Annotated in this window: 16 protein-coding genes and 1 other RNA gene; all 17 read left to right on the top strand. The window is 39.9% G+C overall.

Annotated elements, in window-relative coordinates:
- Positions 1 to 28: 28 nt before the first annotated feature.
- Positions 29 to 2,440, top strand: a complete 2,412-nt coding sequence (pheT, locus tag PHH40_01670; protein MDD2766457.1) for a phenylalanine--tRNA ligase subunit beta — start codon at positions 29 to 31, stop codon at positions 2,438 to 2,440.
- 82 nt (positions 2,441 to 2,522) lie between these two features.
- An RNA gene (rnpB, locus tag PHH40_01665) (RNase P RNA component class A) lies at positions 2,523 to 2,871 on the top strand.
- A gap of 187 nt (positions 2,872 to 3,058) precedes the next feature.
- Positions 3,059 to 4,432, top strand: a complete 1,374-nt coding sequence (locus tag PHH40_01660) for a sugar transferase (protein ID MDD2766456.1) — start codon at positions 3,059 to 3,061, stop codon at positions 4,430 to 4,432.
- Between the two features lie 177 nt (positions 4,433 to 4,609).
- Positions 4,610 to 5,296, top strand: a complete 687-nt coding sequence (gene radC, locus PHH40_01655; GenBank protein ID MDD2766455.1) for a DNA repair protein RadC — start codon at positions 4,610 to 4,612, stop codon at positions 5,294 to 5,296.
- Positions 5,297 to 5,343: 47 nt separating this feature from the next.
- On the top strand, positions 5,344 to 6,234 hold the full coding sequence (locus tag PHH40_01650) for a DNA cytosine methyltransferase (GenBank protein ID MDD2766454.1): 891 nt from the start codon (positions 5,344 to 5,346) through the stop codon (positions 6,232 to 6,234).
- On the top strand, positions 6,218 to 7,291 hold the full coding sequence (locus PHH40_01645; GenBank protein ID MDD2766453.1) for an HpaII family restriction endonuclease: 1,074 nt from the start codon (positions 6,218 to 6,220) through the stop codon (positions 7,289 to 7,291). The genes PHH40_01650 and PHH40_01645 overlap by 17 nt, the downstream gene beginning before the upstream one ends.
- 191 nt (positions 7,292 to 7,482) lie before the next feature.
- Complete coding sequence (locus PHH40_01640) at positions 7,483 to 7,800, top strand: hypothetical protein (GenBank protein ID MDD2766452.1); 318 nt, start codon at positions 7,483 to 7,485, stop codon at positions 7,798 to 7,800.
- 24 nt (positions 7,801 to 7,824) lie between these two features.
- Positions 7,825 to 8,163 (top strand): hypothetical protein, encoded by a 339-nt coding sequence (locus tag PHH40_01635; GenBank protein MDD2766451.1) that lies wholly within the window; start codon positions 7,825 to 7,827, stop codon positions 8,161 to 8,163.
- Positions 8,138 to 9,175 carry a DUF4263 domain-containing protein gene (locus PHH40_01630; GenBank protein ID MDD2766450.1) on the top strand — a complete coding sequence of 346 codons (1,038 nt, stop codon included), beginning with the start codon at positions 8,138 to 8,140 and terminating at the stop codon, positions 9,173 to 9,175. Before PHH40_01635 ends, PHH40_01630 begins: the two co-directional genes overlap by 26 nt.
- Positions 9,176 to 9,542: 367 nt before the next feature.
- On the top strand, positions 9,543 to 10,280 hold the full coding sequence (locus PHH40_01625; GenBank protein MDD2766449.1) for a hypothetical protein: 738 nt from the start codon (positions 9,543 to 9,545) through the stop codon (positions 10,278 to 10,280).
- Between the two features lie 132 nt (positions 10,281 to 10,412).
- Positions 10,413 to 11,471, top strand: a complete 1,059-nt coding sequence (locus tag PHH40_01620; GenBank protein ID MDD2766448.1) for a hypothetical protein — start codon at positions 10,413 to 10,415, stop codon at positions 11,469 to 11,471.
- 702 nt (positions 11,472 to 12,173) lie between these two features.
- Positions 12,174 to 12,704, top strand: a complete 531-nt coding sequence (locus PHH40_01615) for an NYN domain-containing protein (protein MDD2766447.1) — start codon at positions 12,174 to 12,176, stop codon at positions 12,702 to 12,704.
- A 248-nt stretch (positions 12,705 to 12,952) separates the two neighbouring features.
- A complete protein-coding gene (locus tag PHH40_01610; protein ID MDD2766446.1) occupies positions 12,953 to 14,221 on the top strand; it encodes a DUF2130 domain-containing protein in 1,269 nt (422 codons plus the stop codon).
- A gap of 44 nt (positions 14,222 to 14,265) precedes the next feature.
- Entirely contained in the window at positions 14,266 to 14,433 is a 168-nt protein-coding gene (locus PHH40_01605) for a hypothetical protein (protein ID MDD2766445.1), read from the top strand.
- 12 nt (positions 14,434 to 14,445) lie between these two features.
- Positions 14,446 to 14,931, top strand: a complete 486-nt coding sequence (locus PHH40_01600) for a DUF456 domain-containing protein (protein ID MDD2766444.1) — start codon at positions 14,446 to 14,448, stop codon at positions 14,929 to 14,931.
- A 93-nt stretch (positions 14,932 to 15,024) separates the two neighbouring features.
- Positions 15,025 to 15,426 (top strand): large conductance mechanosensitive channel protein MscL, encoded by a 402-nt coding sequence (gene mscL, locus PHH40_01595; GenBank protein ID MDD2766443.1) that lies wholly within the window; start codon positions 15,025 to 15,027, stop codon positions 15,424 to 15,426.
- A gap of 154 nt (positions 15,427 to 15,580) precedes the next feature.
- Complete coding sequence (locus PHH40_01590) at positions 15,581 to 17,452, top strand: hypothetical protein (GenBank protein MDD2766442.1); 1,872 nt, start codon at positions 15,581 to 15,583, stop codon at positions 17,450 to 17,452.
- The last annotated feature ends 14 nt before the right edge of the window (positions 17,453 to 17,466 follow it).

The raw sequence follows: 17,466 nt of genomic DNA, 5'->3' as shown, positions 1-17,466 counted from the left end.
CTATTTGTAATGAGAAAAGAAAAAACGTATGCATTATCCATATCGATTCATCAAAGAACTCTCCGGTACCAAAAAAAATGCCGACCAACTCGCGAAACTTCTTTTGAAGCATTCTTTTGAAGTGGAGGGCATCGAGAAATTCAATCATGGTATCGAAGGAGTGATCATTGGACACGTCCTCTCGGTGGCACAGCATCCTGATGCTGATAAATTGCACGTGACACAGATCCAGGTTGGCAAGAAAGATATTCGCACGATCGTGTGTGGTGCTCCCAATATTACCGAAGGACAGAAAGTCGCCGTCGCTCTCCCAGGGACGGATCTCCCAGGAGGTATCCATATTGCGGTTGCGAAACTCCGTGGTATCGAATCGAGTGGAATGGTCTGCTCTGCTCGGGAACTCGGTCTCGGTGATGATCATGCAGGAATACTCGTTCTTCCAGAGGATGCTCCTGTCGGTGCGTCTTTTGTGAACTTTGTCGGTCTCGATGATACGATTATCGAAGCGAAAGTACTGCCTGATCGAGGATCGGACGCGATTGCTTTCCGAGGATTCGCACGCGAGATTTCTGCTCTCGATAGACACACACCACAGGTAGTCGAGAAGAAGAAAACCACACTCCGCATCCCTTCGTACAATCGTTCACCGAAAGTGATTATCGATGACAAGAAAGCATGCGTACGGTATCTCGGACTTGCTTTCACCAATATCGTGATAGGGGAATCACCGCTCTGGCTCAAAGTGAAACTCATTCTCTCTGGTCTCCGCCCGATAAACAACATCGTCGATATGACGAACTACATCATGCTTCTCACTGGTCAGCCGATACACGCCTTTGATACGGATACCCTCGCTCCTGCCATCACCATTCGCAAGGCCAAGAAGAATGAAAAACTGACACTTCTCACTGGTGAAGTGAAGAAATTGACCGTTGATGATCTCGTCATTACCGATACGAAAAAAGTGCTCGCACTCGCAGGTGTGATGGGAGGTAAATATTCTGGTATCACGACTGAGACAAAAAATATCTTTGTTGAAATCGCGACTTTTGATGCATCGACGATTCGTCGTACCAAGACGAGACACAATCTCTCGACGGATGCGAGTTATCGATACGAACGCGGTCTCGATCCGAACCTGCCTGGAGAAGTGGCTCACGAAGTCGTCGCTCTCGTCTCGACTCTTGCTGGAGGCAAGCTCATTGGTATGCGAGATGTCTATCCGAAAATTGCCAAACCATGGAAGATTCTTCTTCCGATATCGACCGTCACAAACATACTCGGAACTTCTGTACCTCTTTTCGAGATTGTTCAGTATCTCGCATTACTCGGATTGACGGTGAAGAAAATACAGCATCAAGACACACTCGACGTCACAGTCCCGACTCGTCGTCCCGATCTGCGTGATGAGTGGGACCTCGTCGAAGAAATCGCCCGTATGCGAGGGTATGACAAAGTTCCCGCAGTCGCACCACTCCTCCCTCTTGAGACGATACCGAACAATCCACTGAAAACACTGGAACGAGAAATGAAGCAGTGTCTCGCTCATTCATCGTTTGATGAAATCATGACGTACTCTTTCTATGGAGAAAAAGAAATCGTCGGAGCGTCTCTTCCATTCGAACAACACCTAGAACTCGAGAACCCACTCAGTCCTGATCAGAAGTATCTCCGTATGACACTTCTTCCGCTCTTACTTCGCAAGACCAAGGAAAATCTCCGATCATTCGATACGTTTGATATATTTGAATCAGGGAGTATTTTTATCAAAGATACCAAGAAAAAAATACCGATTGAAACCAAATCATTCGGCCTCGTTACCGTGCTTTCCAAGAAAAGATACTCTGAGACAAATGCATTCTCTGTCATGAAGGGACATGTTGAACAGCTTTGTGAGACCCTCCATATCGATAATCGCGCCATACTCTGGGAAGTACCAGAAAAATATATGAGCGTGTTGCCGACACTCGCGATGTTCCATCCGACACGGAGCGCTGTGCTCGTCGCCCAGGGGAAGGTCTGCGGTATCGTCGGCGAACTCCATCCGAAAACACTGAAAGCCTACGGTCTCGAATCACGTCTCGCAGTAGCAGAGATAGATACCGTCACGCTCGGACAACTCCAGAATCAGGAAAGAATTTTTACTCCACTTCAGAAGTTTCCTTACGCTGTTCGCGATATTTCGCTCACCTTTCCATCTGTCAGTGGACGGAAGGTGACGGTAGCAGAAGTGCGACAATTTCTCGAAGAAGTCGGATCGCCACTGCTTCAGAAATGTGAACTTTTTGATTTGTACGAACAAGATGATGAGAAGCGTCTCGCATTCCATCTCTCTTTCGGCGCTTCTGACCGGACACTCTCCAGTCAGGAGATGGACGACGCTTTTGACCGGATTGTTGCTTTGGCCAGTGAACGATTTGACGCTCGTTTACGCCTCTAAACGAGTTTTATTATGGACAAAAATGAGTTTTTGTGCTATAATTGTAATTGTGCCTATTTTGAATGATTTGTCGTTCTTTTCCAGAACAGATTGGATTATCGCGCGACCTGTTTCGCAAGGAACAGGAGTGAGGAAAGTCCGGACACTCGCCAACTTCGGTTGACAGCAGGTAATGGGTAATTCCCATACACCGTGAGGTGCGAGGTGCGAACAGAGATGTCTCCTCCCGAAAGAGAGGAGAGGACCTGCAAGGGTTCAGTCCTATGGAAACATAGGGGATGCAACAGCTAAATCCTTACCCGAGTGCAAGGTCGTGCTCTGAGCAATCGGAGAGAACCGCCAAGAGTGTGTCGGCAACGGCATACCAAGAGAAATGATGATCCTCTTCTGCAAAGGAGAGACAGAATCCGGCTTATAGGTCTGTTTTGGAAAAGAACGATAAATATTATTTCAGAAAACTCGCCCTGTTAGAATTTTTTGGCTATAAAATGTAATGTCGATTATTCAATAGGGTACGTTTATTATCAGGGTATTCGTGATATATAATCTGTTAATTCTAATAGGGTGAAACGTTCAGAAATATTCTTCAGTAGTATTCAGGTCCCTGTGGACTTCGCTATGATTGTCTTGGCAGCTATTACTGCCTATTTTCTTCGTGGACTACCGATATTTGAGAGCTATGTCTCTCGCGTGTTCAACCTGACGTTCAATGATTATCTCGACTTTGCATTTACCGTAGCGCCTTTCTTCATTTTTATCCTCGCTCTCGAGGGTCTGTATCGGATGCGAGTGACACGACGATTCTGGCAAGAAGCGTATGGCGTTGCCAAATCTATCACGCTCGGACTCATCATATTGATTGTCGCTGTGTTTCTCAATAGGGAATGGTTTTCTTCTCGTTTCGTCATTATCATTGGTTGGTTTTTTGCCGTTATCTATGTCGTCTCCGCCCGATATGTCATCCAGCGTATCCAGAAGTGGCTCCTCGTGAACAAAGGCATCGGTATGCATCGTGTACTTCTGATCGGCTTCAATGCCAAGATGGAAAAAATGAAAACTTTCTTGCAAATGAAAAAAGAACTCGGTTATCGAGTCGTCGACCATATTGATGATGCCAGTGTTTCTCATATCAAGGACATTCGACAGATGAAGGGTATCGATGAAATCATCATCGGTGACACGTCCATTACCGACGACGAACAAGCAAAACTCTTCGACTACTGTCAGATCAACAATATTCTCTATCGATATTTTCCGACCGTACTCCAGACAACCAATTTTTCGATGCAGATATTCAATGGCGAACCGATTATCGAGTTTCAGCATACACCGCTCGATGGTTGGGGACGGGTACTGAAACGCATTTACGATCTCATTGCTGGATTTGTTTTGCTCGTGCTCTTTTCACCGTTTATGGCGATTATCGCTCTTCTTATCAAACTCGAAGACCCAGATGGTCCCATCATTTACAAGAACGAACGTATCGGAGAAAATGGCAAGAAATTTCTTGTCTACAAATTCCGTTATATGCTCTGGAAATACTGCATCACGGATGAGAACAAGCATCTCGATGAAGCGATGGCGTATGAGCAGAAACTCATCGTAGAACGCAATACACGTCAGGGAGGGGTTCTCTACAAGATCAAGGATGATCCACGCAAGATGCGAGTTGGTGCCTTCATCGAACGATTCTCACTCGATGAGCTTCCACAATTTTTCAATGTTCTCGAGGGGAGTATGAGTCTCGTTGGTCCACGACCTCATCAGGAACGTGAAGTCGCACGCTATTCCGAGTATCATCGTCGCTTGCTCACTATCAAACCAGGCGTGACGGGTATGGCACAGGTGTCCGGACGCTCTGATCTCGCTTTCGAAGACGAGTTCCATCTCGATGTGTTCTATATCGAGAACTGGTCGCTCTGGCTCGATATTCTCGTCTGTTTCAAGACCGCTGGAGCTCTCCTTCGCCGTCGCAAGAACAGTAAGAAGTAGAGAGGCGGACACTTTTCCTCAGATACTTCCAAACAAGCCATATTTTGGCTTGTTTTCCTTATCTCACCACAATATTTTTTTCAGACGGTGGGTTTACGAGAGAGAGAAAAAGGAGTAGATTGGAGAGGTGGGGAGATTTGGAAGATGCCGTATTTTGCTGTTATTGAGACAAAAAATATGTCGAAGATAAAAGATTTGCCGAAAGTTGATCTGCCGAGAGAAAAGCTCGCAAGATATGGTACAGAGAAATTGGCAGATTATGAACTCCTTGCCATTCTCCTCGGATCAGGTACGAAGGGGCTGAATGTTCTCCAATTATCCAAGAGAATTCTCAAAATGCTCATACGAGACGGAGCAGAGAAAATAACCTTTGAGGAACTTCTCAAAACAAGGGGACTCGGAAAAGCGAAGGCCTCTCAAATAATTGCCGTCATCGAATTAGGAAAGCGTCTGCAATCGAATCGCAATCAAGAAATACTCTCTCCGGAGGATGTATGGAAATCATGTATGGATTTTCGTGATTCGAAGAAAGAACATTTTGTTGCGTTTTATCTTGATACACAAAATCGTCTCATCGAACGACAAATCATCTCTATCGGCACGCTCAATGCGAGCCTCGTCCATCCGAGAGAAGTATTCGAACCAGCAGTCGCTCTCCACTCTGCGAGTATCATCATCGCTCACAATCATCCATCAGGAGACCTCGAACCTTCCCCGGAAGATGTGGAAATGACGAAGAAATTGGTGCACGCAGGAAAGATACTTGATATGCCGATTTTTGACCATGTCATAGTAACAAAAGATATATATCAAAGCATGAAAACTCTGTTCAAATTAGAAAATCAATCATTTGATTGGAGTTAAGAATCGTGATAATATTGTCGATAATCTAGGAAGCTTAAAATATCAACATGCACAAAAAAAAGGCTCAAAAAGAAATTACATTCATAGATCTGTTCGCTGGAATTGGAGGTTTTCATATTGCTTTTAAAAATTCAGGTGCAAAATGTGTTTTTTCTAGTGAATGGAATGATGCCGCAAGGAAGACTTATGAAGCAAACTTCAAGAAAGTTGAACCTGAATTGTTTGAAAAAGGATATTTTGCAGGAGATATCGAAAAAGTTAAACCAAAAGAGATTCCAAACTTTGATATTTTGACAGGAGGTTTTCCTTGTCAGCCATTCAGTCAAGCGGGATTCAAGAAAGGTTTTGAAGATACGAGAGGGACACTTTTTTTTAACATTGTTCGGATAATAAAAGAGAAAAAACCGAAAGCATTTTTTATAGAGAATGTAAGACATTTGTTGAAACACGATAATGGTAAAACGTTCGCAACAATAAAAAGAGTGATAGAAGAAGAGTTAGGGTATTCCTTTCATTATAAAATAGTTAAAGCCTCTGATTTTAATTTACCTCAACATAGAGCCCGTCTTTTCATGGTTGGTTTTAAGAATAAGAAAATCCCTTTCTCTTTTCCTGAACCAGTGAAATTGAAGAAAAAAATGTCTGATATATTCGGAGGAAAAGTTGAAAAAGAAATTGGTTATACATTAAGAGTTGGAGGCAGAGGTTCGGGTATAAACGACAGAAGAAATTGGGATTCTTATGTTGTGGACGGAAAAGTCAGAAAGTTGACTCCTATAGAAGGTAAAAAAATGATGGGATTTCCAAGTAGTTATAAATTTCCAGTATCAGAATCTCAGGCGATGAAGCAACTTGGAAATGCTGTAGCTGTTCCTGCCATACAAGCTGTCGCTAAGGCAATTATAGAATCATTGAATACTTATGATAAAAGGAAATAAAGGGGAATGGAGTGAGTTTTATGCTTTTCTGAAAATCCTTACAGATGGAAAGATGTTTACTGCAGATAAAAACCTTGAGATCTTAAAGGATAATTTTCATATTGTCTTAAAGATCATCCGAGAAGAAACAGAGAGCCGAAAATCTTATGATATTTCCAAGCAAGATGGAAACGTAGTAATCAGGGATGAGAAAAGTGAATTTTGTAATATTGTTGAGATAAATAAGATAAAATCGAAGGTTGCAGAAATTTTTGAAGAAATGAAGAATTCAAATGGCACCACTTTTCAGGTTTTATCAGCAGAAGGTGTGATGAAGGATTTACGGTGTATTCAAATCAAAGCTTCCAATATACACAAGGCTGATCTTACGATTGTTTTGCATGATAAAAAATCACCAGAATTTCCCGAACTTGGTTTCAGTATCAAATCCATGTTGGGTTCACCCTCGACACTCCTTAATGCATCTGGTGCTACGAATTTCACTTATAAAGTAGTAGAGAGTTTCAGCGAGGCTTCTTCTGAAAATAATATTTCTGCCGTGAGGGAAAAATCCAAGCATGTATATGATGCTGGTGGTCATCTGGAATTTGTTAGCATGGATAATGAAGGATTCAGAACAAATCTCAGAAAAGTGGATTCGAATTTTCCTCAGATGATCGCTGAAATTTTGAAGCATTACTATAAGGGTAAAGCCTCTAAGATTTCAGATTTGGTAGATTCTGTTTCTGATGATGCAGATTTCTGTAAGAAACTTGATTTGAACAAGAGAGATTTCGCATTTAAAATGAAGAGATTTTTATCTGATGTCGCTTTAGGTATGACACCGAAGAAGGAATGGGACGGTTATGCAAGCGCCCATGGCGGTTATATTATCGTCAAAGAAGATGGTGATGTTGTCTGCTATCATATTTATAATCGAGATAAATTTGAGGATTATTTGTATGACAATACAAAACTAGACACTCCTAGTACGACGAGACATAAATTCGGTGATTTCTATACGGAGAATGGCGAGAAAAGAATCAAATATAATTTGCAAATACGATTTGTGAAGTAAGAAAAAATAGACGACCATTGATTTTTTCCTGAAAGTATGCTATAATAGAAGCACAAAAGAGTTGATAAAAATAAAAAGCACTCCAAATATTAAAAGAAGAAAGAAAGGAGCTATTTTCGAAAGATTATTCCAACACCCCAGTCTTCCGGGGTTTTTGTTTTTTTAAGCTATAAATAATATATAAAAACAATATGAAAGAAAATTTCTTGAAGGCAATAGATGGGAAGTTGAAGGTGAGGATAACATGGAATTCTCGGTCCAAGGGTCGGATAATAAGACTATGTATACCATTCGATTTCGGGCCATCCCAAAAAGATAATGCCATTGATAAATCCGATAAGTATCATGTATGGGACCTGGAAAGTCCTGAGGGAGAGCTTCATAATGTGTCTATTGATCCAGCTCGTATGGTGAGTATTGAGGTTTCAGGTGATACATTTGAGCCAGGGGATTATGTAAAGTGGAAAACAAGCTGGGTATATAGAAGGGATTGGGGGCATTATTCATAAATTATAATTCTTTACAAAAAAATAATGAATACACTAGAAATATTAAAAGAGGCAATTAAGAGGCGCTGCTCAGTTTCTTTTGAATACAATAAACAAGGACAAATTGGCGGAGAGAGAATAGGTGATCCTCATGCGGTTTTTGTTTTTACTGCAAAATTAGGTGCACAAAGTACGAAGGTCGATTTATTTCAAACTGGTGGTGAGTCAGATACGACCATAGAGAAGCCATTACCAAGCTGGAGATTTTTTAATCTTAATGATATCTCAAGCGTGAAAATACTTGATAATATGCCTCAGTTTGTACAAGCAGATGGATATTTGCCCGAATCAGCCCGATATGAAAATCCACTTGCAAAAATCTAACATGAGTGTTCAATTTCATGACGAAATATTCTCAAACGATAACGTTGTGCTGAATATAAATTTTTCAGGAATAAAACAAGGTGTTACAAGCACTGATTCTTTAAGAATGTCTTTTTATGCATATGATAAAAATACTGGACAGCCAAAATTTTCTGAGATACTTTGTTTTGAGGAAATTAAAAAATTGTATGAGAATTTAAATAAAATTTCCATAATTAAGGATGACTCGAAGATTGTTTCTGGAAAATTTATTGAAACAACCGATGAGCTTGCTGGCATGCTTGATGGCTTAAAGAATATTGACCTAGATATTTTAAAATTAATCTTGGATAAATTTTCTGGTGATGAAAAGATTAAAACTATTCTTGAATCATTATCCGAAATTGAATTAAAAAATCTTTCAGCGGCACACAAACATAAATCTTATCAAATTGAACTGAATAACTTAGAGCAACTTTTAGGATTAGAGGAGGGAGGCAGTATAGTTGAAGAAATAAAAAAGCATGATAATTTGAGTGCATATTTCGCTGGTCAACCAGAAAAAATTTTTCAAAATTGGATTGAAAAAAATCTTTGGATATTTGGAGTTGAATATACACAAAAGCATGATGCAAGGAAAATAGCATTATTTAGCGAAGCTGATTTGTTGATGGAATCAATGGACGGTTTTTTGGATTTGATTGAGCTTAAAAGACCAAAATTAGAGTATGATATTTTCAAGTATGATGCCAGTCATAAGAGTTACTATCTTTCGCCAGATCTCTCAAAGGTTATTGGCCAGTGTTTGTTTTATTTACAAAAGATGGATGAACAAAAACTTGTTTTAGAAAAGGAGCATAAGGCGAAAATTTTACGACCTCGGATAAAAATTATCGCAGGCAGAACGAATAATTTTAATAATGAGCAGTTTGAAGCTTTGCGAATGCTGAATTCCAACCTCAATCATATACAAATAGTTTCTTATGATTACCTTTTGAGTTGTGGTAAAAAGATTGTTTCCCATTATGATTAAGGCATATATGGTTCTTGTTTTTTAATTTTTCTTGCCATAAATAAGGTTGAGTCAAAAATAGAAAAAAGGCCAGGTACATTTTTTATAAAAGTTTAGACGTGAATCTGGATTATTATAGTACCCCAAGATAAAGTTTGCCCACCTGTGGAGGGGAATTTTTCGGTAGTACTGTAAGCCCACCAACCGTGAAGGGACATTGAAACTCATCGCAAAATGGTTTTTTTGTTTCTTGTGTTTTTAATTAAGATTAGTTGACAGAGGGTTTTTAGCAATCTATACTGAAATCATTTATGTAATACATACAAACATAAAGATGTAGAGTCTGCATTAAAAATATTACTCAGATAATAGAATAATTTTTTAAATTATGAAAGGGTATAAAATTTTAGCTTTAGATGAAACTGGGAAAGCTAGTCTAAGCCATCATTCTAAAAACTTCATTCTTTCTGGCATTATAATTCCAGAAAGTTACAAGCCCAGACTGAAATTATTGATGTGTAAATTGAAGAATAAATATTTTGGTAATGAAGATCTTGTTTTTCATTGTCGGGACATGCTTCGGAAAAAGGGCCCATTTGCTCTATTACGTGAAGATTTAGAAAAAGAAATGCGATTTTGGGCAGAGTTTACAACTATATTAAATTCTGAAAAAATATCACTGGCTTTTGTTATAACCGACAAAATGAAAGCAAAAAAGTTGGGGTGGAATGAAGTGGCAATACTAAGGAAGGCTTATAATAAAATGTTAGAAGAATTTGTTAAGAACCATCTTGATACGGATAATGGAAAAATTGTTGTAGAGTCAGATCCATCTCAGGACAAGTATCTGATTGAAGCTCATGCAAGGTTGCAAGGGGTGGGGATACCCTCAGAAGGTATAACCGGTTCAAACTATCGTGAAAAAATTACGTCATTAAGTTTAGTGAATAAGTTAAACTTGGATGACGATATTCAAATAGCTGATAGTTTAGCCATAATGGCGAGTATAGTTTATGAAATGAAAATAGGTGGATTGAGAAAAACAACAAAGATTGAAAAAATGATGGTAAGGCTTATAGAAAGAAAAATGAGTGGTGATTTGGGCATTTTTGAAGTACTTGTGTAACAAAAAAGTCGGCCATGGCTATCCGCACATATACCGACTTCTTATGTTTGAGACTACACCTTTTTTAGCTAAATGTCAAGTCAGAGTAAATCTGAGAAAGAAAGGTGTTTTATTGTTTAGTACATACATTAAATGATAGGAAGATTAATTGAGAATTTTGTGATGTCTGTGTTAGCGGTTTTAATTATGATCGTTATGTGGGGGTATGTTTACTATAGGAATACTGGGAATGTTCCTTCATTGTTTTCTAATAAAAATTTTGCAGAAAATATTACACACGATCTAGAAAGTGATGGTTACGAAGTTGAACTATTTGAAGTAGAATTAAGAAATTATGGGGAACAATCTCTAGTTGTATTTGCGCAGGATAATCAATATAAAAAACAATGTGATTTAGATAAAAAAATCGAGTTAAAACCACCAATGATGCTTGTTTATGAGCAATATGAGAATCCGTTAAAAATATTATTTAATAGTAAGTATTTGTTGGAGCGAAAATTTATTTTTTCCCAATCAGAAGGTGGTTTTTGGTTATATGAAAAGAAATTTTTTGATCTTGATAATGATCATGATGAAGAAATTATAGTGAAGTTGTTGGGCAGTGTCTGTGGGAGCGGGACAGAGCTACAACAAATTGTTTTTGATAATTCTTCAGGATATATTGTTCCAATGGAAAGTGTGCCGATTATTTCCTATATTAAAGATCAGTTATTTAGAAAAAATAATGATTATATTGAATCCGTCACAGAGAATGAAAAATATAGAGAATTGGAAGGTTTCAATACTGGTCAAATACAAATGAACGGAAAAATCCTTAATTCTACTAATACGGATCATTTGGTTGAATTTTTGGATATTGACAGGGAGAATGGTGTAGAGTTGATTTTTGCTCATCCTGAGTTAGTAAATGGCGAATGTCATCTTTGTCCGCATTACTGGACAATAGGGGTTTACAAATATAGAGAGGGAAAGTATTACATCGATAATAAATGGAATAGAGGACTACTTTATAAAACAAAACAAAAAATTTCATTAAACGAAGCTCTTGGGTATGCCCCTTATTCGGGGAACGCTTTTGGACTTATATTTCCTTATTATATTGATAATGATTTATTGAAGAGTGGCTATTATTTATTAGAGAGAGATACGTCAAAAATTATTGATATTGTTAAAAAAAATTATAATAAATAACTATACTATTATACTTTTTAGGTAATCGAGAATACTGGTTTTTCGTTGGATGTTCTTTCTCCTAATTTTTAAGCTAATAACTGGCGGAGGTCTTCTTGATCGACAGCGCATTGCAATTGGTCCGAGGCATCCGAAAAGAAAGGGAGCCAGGTACATTTTTGATATAAATTTCACCAGCCTTCGGGCTGGTTTTTGTTTGTGTGTATAATGAACATATGAAAAGTTAGCCAAAAATATTAGAGAAGAAAAGGAGTCAGGTACATTTTTTTTTGCAAACCCATAACACCACCGTATGCAACTCTCAAAGACCAATTTTCTCATATGCCTGGATTGCCCGAAGAATAATACTTATCTGAAAATCCCTAGTCAGATGTAACTCCTTTCAAAACCAATTCATTCATAATTCCACGGCCGTGAGATTATGAATGAATCTGAAGGGAAGAGATTTTGAGAGAAAAGAGTCAAAAAAATTAAGGGGGTATGTAAGCAACATCTTGGCTTTTATGAGCAGTAACGAGGTCTATTGATGCGTAGTATACTCGTGAGTATATTGATAAAAAAGAAAGAGTGATGTATTATACTATATGTAAGTATTGTAAACGTATAAAATGCAACACTTCAATAAAAATCAATCACAATACAAACTGTTCATGAATAATCTGAAAAAGAAAAATTCGATATATTTTTCGAAGAAATAATTTTATGCAAAAAATAGAAAATCTTGCATTTATAGATGGTCAGAACCTCTACATGGGTACAGCCAAGCGTAATCAAGACCCGTGGCGGATAGATCTGATGCGTTTTCGTATTTATCTTGAGAAGAAGTATGGAGTGGCGAAGGCTTACTATTTTCTCGGATGTGTTCAGGAGGCTCGGCAAGAGTTGTATGAGGAGATTCAGGCTGCTGGATTTGTATTGGTTTTCCGTGAACACAATACAGCAATGCTCGGGAAGAAAAAGGGAAATGTTGATTCGGACATCATTTTTACTGTTATGAAAAAACTCTATAAAAAAGAGAATTTTCAGAGAGTGTTTCTCGTGTCCGGTGATGGCGATTACAAGATGTTGGTGGATTTCCTTATTGAGGAAAATCGATTTGGAAAAATACTCTTTCCGAATCGACAGTTTGCTTCTTCGTTGTACAAAAAGTTGGGATCGGAATATTTCGATTATTTGGACGGGGTACGTGAGAAAATAGCCATAAAAAAAGAAAAGGGCTCCTTAGGTAATTAGCCGTTCGGATCCCTTTTCGTCTGAATAATTACAGTATAGCAGAATATGAGCCTTTGTCAATAGAGAAGATGTAAAGAGGAAGGAAGAAAAGTCAGGTCACTTCTCGTAAACCTATAATACCGATTTCATTCATAATCTCACCAGCCTCGACGCCCACTTCGATTTGAATCGAGGCGAGTCTAGGCGGGCGGCCGTGGAATTGTGATATAATCTGAAGAGAGAAAATTTTGATAAAAATGAGAAAAAATATGAATGATATCGTTTGTCCACACTGTAAGAAAACGTTCAAAGTCGATGAGGCTGGCTTTGCCGATATTCTGAAACAGATTCGTGACCATCAGTTCGAGGAAGAATTGAATGAGCGATCGCGTATCGCAGAGAAAGAAAAAGAAAGTGCCATCAAACTCGCTGAGGCTACTCTCCAAAATGCTCTCCAGGGAGACCTCGCTCGGAAAGAGGCAGAGCTCGTTGCAGTGAAAGCTGAGAAAGATCGTGCACTCGCTCTACTCGCATCGGAGAAAGAAACAGAGCTCGCAGAGATGAAAGCGAGAATGAGCAATGCAGAACTCGAGAAGAAGCTCGCAGTCACTGAAGCAATCAACAGTATCGAAAAAGAACGAGATGAACTCGCAGGAAAATTGAAAAGCAAGGAGACCGAGAAACAACTTCTCACGAGCTCACTCAAAGAAAAATATGAGGGTGACCTGAAACTGAAAGACGAGACCATCGAACGATTGAAAGATATGAAACTGAAGCTCAGTACGAAAATGATCGGTGAGACGCTCGAGCAACACTGTGAGACGGAATTCAACAAGCTCCGTGCTACGGGCTTCCAGCATGCCTATTTTGAGAAAGACAATGATGCAAAAACAGGAAGCAAGGGAGACTATATCTATCGTGAGGCTGATGAAATGGGGAATGAAATCATCTCTATCATGTTCGAAATGAAAAATGAAGGGGATGAGACGGCTACTAAACACAAGAACGAAGACTTCTTTCGTGAACTCGATAAAGATCGCACAGAGAAGAAATGTGAGTACGCTGTCCTCGTGACCCTCCTCGAAGCTGAGAACGAGCTTTACAACACGGGTATCGTCGATGTTTCTCATAAATATGAGAAAATGTATGTCGTGCGTCCGCAGTTTTTCATCCCTATCATCACACTGCTTCGCAATGCATCGATGAATTCTCTCCAGTACAAAGCCGAGCTTGCTCTCGTGCGAAATCAGAACATCGACATCACGAACTTTGAGGAGAATATGAATACGTTCAAGGAAGGTTTTGCGAAGAATTATCAGCTCGCCTCGAGTCGTTTCAAGGTAGCGATAGAAGAAATCGACAAGACCATCGATCATCTCCAAAAAACCAAAGACGCCCTCCTCTCATCAGAGAATAATCTCCGTCTCGCCAATAACAAAGCAGAAGACCTGACTATCAAAAAATTGACACGTGGCAATCCCACTATGGCGTCCAAGTTTTCCGAGCTTTCTCATGGAAGAAAAAATATTCTCTCATAGTAATAGAACACGTATATTTAATCAGTAAAATTTAGTATAAAAGTATGGACAAGATCAAAATTGAAAATCATGCGTTCTCAGGAGGAATGTGGATAGCAGCGTGGATATTCACTATCGGTTTTTTGCACCTGACATTTTTGCAGGGAGTGTTTGCTGTCATCATCTGGCCGTACTATCTCGGAGTTGCTTTTCATCCATTCTTCTTCAAGTAATAGAATAGATATATGGATATAGGAATCATTATTGCTGTTATTGTACTTTTTGCAGTGGGGCTTTTTGGTATCATTCTTCCAGCTCTTCCTGGGGTAGGGCTTATTTTTACGAGCATACTTCTCTATGCTTTGTATTTCGGTATTGATACGGTCGGAGCGGTGACGCTCAGCGTTCTCGGTGTCGTGGCAGTTTTCTCGATCGCTATCGATTATCTGGCTTCGGCGTACGGTGCGAAGCGATATGGTGCGAGTAAATGGGGAAGTCTCGGAGCGATATTCGGAGGTATTCTCGGTTTTATCGTACTCAATTTTATCGGACTTCTCCTCGGTATTTTTATCGGAGCTATCGTCGGAGAATTCTTTGTCGCCAAACAGGATGCGCAAGCCTCTCTCCGAGCCGGCATGGGTTCAATACTTGGGTTTCTCGCTGGTACCGTCATCAAACTCTTGCTCGGTATCGCCATGATCCTTGTTTTTGTCATCAGTATCTGGAAGTAGACAAACTCATATTCTCTCTCATTGATTTTGTACATATTTCCACGGTTGTTGTATTATTTACTTGAATATAATTGACCTATAAGACAAAAAAGCATGTTCAAAGAATTCAAACAATTTCTCCTCCGAGGCAATGTCGTCGATCTCGCTGTCGGTGTCGTCATTGGTGCAGCCTTCGGTACTATCGTGACCGCTCTCGTAGCAGATATTCTCACACCATTCATCGCTGCTATCGTCACGGTACCTGATTTCTCCAATCTCATATTTACCTTGAATGGGAGCAAGTTCCTTATCGGACATTTCTTGAATGCGCTCATTTCATTCGTTCTCATTTCTGCTGCTATCTTCTTCTTTGTGGTGAAACCGATGAATATGCTGGTTGCGCGTTCTCACAAAGGAGCGCCTGCAGATCCTGCGACGATGAAATGTCCTGAATGTCTGAGTGAAATACCCAAGTCTGCCAAGCGTTGCTCGCAGTGTACTCAGTTGGTCGCTTAGGAGATCTTTCTGACTCTATTTTTGTACAGAACCCTTTGATTTTTCGAAAAAAATATTGTATGATACGGGTGTGAAAGAAACCGTACAAAAGATAGGGTATATTTCATTTCAATATCAAAACAGTATTGTCGACGTGGAAGAAAAACAAAAAAATATGCAACAAACACCACCTATTCGTGGTCTCGATTTATACAGTAAAAACGGACTGTTCCGTTTGATTTATTCTTTTTCAGGAAAGAAAGAATATTTTTTCAGAATGAAAGAAAGTTCCAATGGTTCTTCTTTTGTCGACTCTCCCAAACATCTCAAGATCGATACTGCGTTCTTCCGTCATCGTGAAGATTCTCTGCATATCGATGAAATGGCGACGACCAAAATAGCAGAGAATCGCTATTTCATGACCTATACCAAGCGAGATCATCATCTCCGTACACATCTCTACGGAGCGACTTCTCACAAAGGTATTCAGTTTCAGAAACAGTCCCTCATTACTGGGGTGAATTCTTTCGGTATGGTAGTGCCGGAATATCTTTTCGAAAAACACCATATTCTTTATTTCGGAAACACCTCCATCAGAATTGCGACTTCTGCCAATCTCAATCAGTGGCACATTATGCCGGATGCCCTCATGCGACCACGGAAGAATCGTTTTGATCACAGTGCTCTCCGAGTTGCTCGAGTGTTGAATGTCGGTGAACATATCGCACTGTTCTATACTGCCAAAAATGCACGCAAGAAGCTCTGTCTCGGTGTCGTGCTTTTTGATAAGCAGGCTCCAGGAAGAATCGTATGGCGATCTGCGCACCCTCTCTGGGAACAGCCTATTGATTGGATTACCAACAAAATTAAAGTACTTGGAATCATCCAGACGAAAAATGCTTTTGTTGCCTATTTCGAACACGGACGAGGTGAAGTATTCTCCGAGAAACTCGCCTATGATGTCGATCTGGACAACAAACTGCCAAGAAAAACTGTCAAAAAACCACTCACGAAGACTACCAAGAAACCTCGTGTGACTAAGCCTCTCACTCGGTCTGCGAAGAATCCTATTCTCGAACCAAACAAAGAAAATGCATGGGAATCGATGGCAACATTCAATCCTGCTGCACTCTATTTGAATGACAAGGTGCATCTGATCTATCGGGCACAAGGATTTGATAATATTTCCGTCTTTGGTTATGCAGGGAGTAGTGATGGTGTTCATATCGATGAACGTTCTACAGACCCTGTCTATTTTCTCAATCAAGATTTCAAAAAAAACAAGCATCCGTTCCCGTGTATTTCTGGTGGAGGATGGGGTGGCTGTGAGGATCCTCGTTTGACGCAAATCGAGGACAAGATTTATATGATTTACATTTCGTTCAATGGATACAATCCACCAGGAGTGGCACTGACTTCCATTACTACGGAGAATTTCGTGAACAAAGTATGGGAATGGGAAGCGCCACGACTCATCTCTCGTCCTGGGCAGATTCAGAAGAACTGGGTTATTTTCCCAGAAAAAATCAATGGTCATTATGCTGTACTTCACAGTATTTCGCCCAAAATATCTATCGACTATGTCGCTTCTCTCGATGACGAATCACTTCTCATCGATAGCTATCATACCAAGCAACACTATACCGACAAGAGTCAGTGGGATAACATTGTCCGAGGTGTCGGTGCGACTCCTCTCAAGACGGATCAGGGCTGGCTCGTACTCTATCACGCAATGGATCAGAATGACCCGAATCGTTACAAGGTAGGCGCGATGCTCCTCGATCAGAATGATCCTGAGAAAATCCTCGCTCGTTGCGTCGAACCAATACTCGAACCAGACGAACATTATGAGAATGAAGGATTGAAATCTGGTGTCGTGTATGTCTGTGGAGCAGTAATCAAAGATGAGACACTTTTTGTCTATTATGGTGGAGCTGACACGACGGTCGCTGTCGCTACCGCACCGCTCGGAGAATTCTTGGATCAGCTCACTACCACTGGAAAGGTCACGATGACGACTTTGAAGAAAACACTTACCAATGCATAATTTTTGTCTGTATT

It is taken from the genome of Candidatus Moraniibacteriota bacterium (assembly GCA_028688415.1).
Taxonomy (GTDB): domain Bacteria; phylum Patescibacteriota; class Minisyncoccia; order Moranbacterales; family UBA1568; genus UBA1568.
The sequence above is the reverse complement of the archived record's forward strand: the minus strand, read 5'-3'. Positions and strand labels throughout refer to the sequence as shown.

Coding starts and splice junctions, on each gene's coding strand:
- pheT (MDD2766457.1), top strand. CDS start 29: ATGCATTATCCATATCGATTCATCAAAGAACTCTCCGGTACCAAAAAA.
- PHH40_01660 (MDD2766456.1), top strand. CDS start 3,059: ATGATTGTCTTGGCAGCTATTACTGCCTATTTTCTTCGTGGACTACCG.
- radC (MDD2766455.1), top strand. CDS start 4,610: ATGTCGAAGATAAAAGATTTGCCGAAAGTTGATCTGCCGAGAGAAAAG.
- PHH40_01650 (MDD2766454.1), top strand. CDS start 5,344: ATGCACAAAAAAAAGGCTCAAAAAGAAATTACATTCATAGATCTGTTC.
- PHH40_01645 (MDD2766453.1), top strand. CDS start 6,218: ATGATAAAAGGAAATAAAGGGGAATGGAGTGAGTTTTATGCTTTTCTG.
- PHH40_01640 (MDD2766452.1), top strand. CDS start 7,483: ATGAAAGAAAATTTCTTGAAGGCAATAGATGGGAAGTTGAAGGTGAGG.
- PHH40_01635 (MDD2766451.1), top strand. CDS start 7,825: ATGAATACACTAGAAATATTAAAAGAGGCAATTAAGAGGCGCTGCTCA.
- PHH40_01630 (MDD2766450.1), top strand. CDS start 8,138: ATGAAAATCCACTTGCAAAAATCTAACATGAGTGTTCAATTTCATGAC.
- PHH40_01625 (MDD2766449.1), top strand. CDS start 9,543: ATGAAAGGGTATAAAATTTTAGCTTTAGATGAAACTGGGAAAGCTAGT.
- PHH40_01620 (MDD2766448.1), top strand. CDS start 10,413: ATGATAGGAAGATTAATTGAGAATTTTGTGATGTCTGTGTTAGCGGTT.
- PHH40_01615 (MDD2766447.1), top strand. CDS start 12,174: ATGCAAAAAATAGAAAATCTTGCATTTATAGATGGTCAGAACCTCTAC.
- PHH40_01610 (MDD2766446.1), top strand. CDS start 12,953: ATGAATGATATCGTTTGTCCACACTGTAAGAAAACGTTCAAAGTCGAT.
- PHH40_01605 (MDD2766445.1), top strand. CDS start 14,266: ATGGACAAGATCAAAATTGAAAATCATGCGTTCTCAGGAGGAATGTGG.
- PHH40_01600 (MDD2766444.1), top strand. CDS start 14,446: ATGGATATAGGAATCATTATTGCTGTTATTGTACTTTTTGCAGTGGGG.
- mscL (MDD2766443.1), top strand. CDS start 15,025: ATGTTCAAAGAATTCAAACAATTTCTCCTCCGAGGCAATGTCGTCGAT.
- PHH40_01590 (MDD2766442.1), top strand. CDS start 15,581: ATGCAACAAACACCACCTATTCGTGGTCTCGATTTATACAGTAAAAAC.